Raw genomic sequence first — 2,541 nt, 5'->3', positions numbered from 1 at the left:
TGGAGAGCGACAATCATCTTGGCCGGTATTGCGGCGATCATGTTGGCCGGTGGTGAGTCGTTGAAGGCAGCGTCGCTGCCGTAGACGGCGAGCCATCGGCGGAGCCGAGTCGGCCGGGCTTTAGGATAGGGAATCGAATGTAGAACAGGCGATTCTCATGTCCGGACCCCGACTTACCGACCAGCAGGTTCGCCTCTACATGACCAAACGCAAACACAACAGTCAGGAAGTAGCTGCTGCCAAGGCAGGCATCAGCGTTCGAAGTGCTAGACGTGTGGAGCGAGACGCCCGACTACCGTCGCAGAAACCCCGAGCATACTGGCGCTCGAGGCCGGACGCATTTATTGATGTCTGGCTCACAGAAGTGGTGCCGTTGTTGGTGAACACGCCACAGTTGCAGGCCGTCACCATCCTGAGGAAGTTGCAGCAGGACCATCCCGGCCAATTTCCGGACTCCGTTCGTCGCACGCTTGAGCGTCGTATCAGCCAGTGGAAGGCGATCAATGGCGCACCCAAGGAGGTGTTCTTCCCGCAAGAGCATGAGCCTGGCGTACGGGGGCTATCGGACTTCACCGATATGACCAAACTGCGCGTGACGATCGCCCGTATTCCATTTGATCACCGCTTGTATCACTTCGTGCTGGCGTTCTCTCGCTGGGAATATGCGAATGTGGTTCTCGGCGGCGAGAGTTTCGAGGCACTCTCGCACGGGCTCCAGAATGCGCTCTGGCAAGCAGGTGGTTGTCCTCGCGAGCACCGCAGCGACAGTCTGTCTGCGGCATTCAAGAATTTACGCGAGCAAGAAGACTTCACGACGCGCTACGAATCATTGCTTGAGCACTACGGCATGGAAGGCACGCGTAACAATCGCGGGCAAGGCCACGAGAATGGCAGCGTTGAGTCGGCACACCGTTATCTGAAGGAGGCAGTAGACCAAGCATTGATGTTACGCGGTCATCGGGACTTTGATGACTTGGCGTCTTATGAGGTGTTTGTCCGGGAAGTCGTGACACGTCGCAATGGACGCAACAATGCGGCCTTCCGTATCGAACGCGAGCGCCTCATCGAATTGCCGCCCAGACGCACAACGGACTTCGTGGAAGAGGAAGCGCGCGTGACGCGATGCAGCACCTTCACGCTGCGCAGGGTGCTTTACAGTGCGCCTTCGCGCCTCATTGGCCACCGGCTAAAAGTCAGGCTCTATAGCGACCGACTCGACTGCTACCTCTCAGGCGCGCTCGTCTTAAGTTTGCAGCGCGGATCAAGCACCAACGGCCGAGCGCGCGTCATTGATTACCGTCACTTCATCGAGGGCCTGAAGCGCAAGCCTCAGGCTCTGGCCGGTCTAGCGTTCCGTGATTCGTTGTTCCCACGTGATGCATATCGTCGAACGTGGGAGCAACTCGCCGACAAGCTTACCCAACGCAACGCCTGCAAGACGATGGTGGCGCTCCTTGAGATGGCCGCAAATGATGGTGTTGAAGCCGTTTTGGCTGAACGTTTAGAGATGTTACTCGATGCTGGCGAACTGCCGGATTTGGACGTACTCGCTGCCGAGTTTGCAGTCAGGGACATCAACTGCCCGATTATCAATGTGGTCATCCCTCCCGCTAGCAGTTATGACATGTTGTTAGACACGGGAGTGCCAGCATGAATGTACCAACTTACGACAGCGGTAGTTTGGCATTGATGCTCAACGAGCTGCGCTTGCCCACAATCGGCCGTCTGTGGCCTGAGTTTGCGCAACGCGCTGACAGCGAAGGTTGGCCCGCCACGCGATTGATCGGCGCGTTAGTCGAGCACGAATTGGCTGAGCGAGCCAAGCGGCGTATTGAGCGTCATCTTATCGAATCACACCTCGATGTCTCCAAGACGCTGAGCACCTTCGACTTCAGCGCCGTGCCGATGCTGTCCAAGGCACACGTAACGGCATTGGCGACGGGGGATTCGTGGCTAGAGAAAGGCGCAAACATCCTGATCTTCGGTCCACCCGGCGGCGGCAAAACCCATCTTGCGAGCGGAATTGGGCATGCGCTGATCGAGGCTGGGTACCGCGTTCTGCTTACTCGGACCAGCGAGATCGTCCAGAAACTCCAGGCAGCGCGCCAGAGTTTGCAACTGCCATCGGCACTGGCCAAGCTTGACCGGTTCGACTTGATCATCCTGGATGACCTGTCCTATGCGCGAAAAGACCAAGCCGAGACAAGCGTTCTGTTCGAATTGATCGCTGAACGGTACGAGCGACGCAGCCTTCTCATCACCGCCAATCAACCGTTCTCCGGCTGGAACGACATCTTCCCTGACGCCGGCATGACTGTGGCCGCCATTGATCGCTTGGTTCACCACTCCACCATCTTTGAACTCAACGTGGAAAGCTACCGTCGCCGAACAGCCAGCGACAAACAAGGCCAGCGGCGACGACAATCATCCAGCGAAAAACAGACCGGAACGTCAACCATGGCTACATAACCAGCGACAATCATCCCGGCCTACCGGCCAAGATGATTGTCGGTAAACCGGACTTAATGATTGACGCTATCT

General features: G+C 57.3%; 2 protein-coding genes. Both read left to right on the top strand.

Features of this window, described 5'->3' with window-relative positions; genetic code table 11:
- Positions 1-157 precede the first annotated feature (157 nt).
- Positions 158-1,654 (top strand): IS21 family transposase, encoded by a 1,497-nt coding sequence (gene istA, locus WM40_RS26370; protein ID WP_046154537.1) that lies wholly within the window; start codon positions 158-160, stop codon positions 1,652-1,654.
- On the top strand, positions 1,651-2,469 hold the full coding sequence (istB, locus tag WM40_RS26365; RefSeq protein WP_046154536.1) for an IS21-like element helper ATPase IstB: 819 nt from the start codon (positions 1,651-1,653) through the stop codon (positions 2,467-2,469). Before istA ends, istB begins: the two co-directional genes overlap by 4 nt.
- The last annotated feature ends 72 nt before the right edge of the window (positions 2,470-2,541 follow it).

Source organism: Robbsia andropogonis (genome assembly GCF_000970345.1).
Lineage (GTDB): Bacteria > Pseudomonadota > Gammaproteobacteria > Burkholderiales > Burkholderiaceae > Robbsia > Robbsia andropogonis.
Note: the sequence above shows the minus strand (reverse complement) of the source record. Positions and strands in the feature narration are given on the sequence as shown.